The organism is Citrobacter sp. TBCS-14 (genome assembly GCF_005280805.1).
In the GTDB taxonomy this organism is placed as follows: domain Bacteria; phylum Pseudomonadota; class Gammaproteobacteria; order Enterobacterales; family Enterobacteriaceae; genus Citrobacter; species Citrobacter gillenii.
In genome coordinates this window covers 1-211 of the sequence record NZ_SZWM01000417.1, presented here as the reverse complement: position 1 = coordinate 211, position 211 = coordinate 1, and the positions used below count along the sequence as shown (strand labels likewise).

Annotated in this window: 1 protein-coding gene; it reads right to left on the bottom strand. The window is 46.9% G+C overall.

What is annotated here, in order from left to right; translation table 11 throughout:
- Nucleotides 1–211 (bottom strand): TcfC E-set like domain-containing protein (locus tag FDX22_RS15865; protein WP_146717443.1); only part of this gene is annotated, 211 nt, incomplete at both ends.

The window sequence follows — 211 nt, the reverse complement described above, 5'->3', positions numbered from 1 at the left end:
CCTGCTGATACGACTATTAATTGTCCGGCCATTGACCACGATATCTACCGTGACGTCATAAACACCATACGGAAAACGACTGGTATCAATTTCATAACTGCCCATATTAAAGTTCTGCACGCTGAGCAAACGCCCATCACGGAAGACATGAACCTCTCCAGCGGCTGGCAAAAATACGGTAATCGGCGTAAGTGAAAGCGCGGTATTCTCA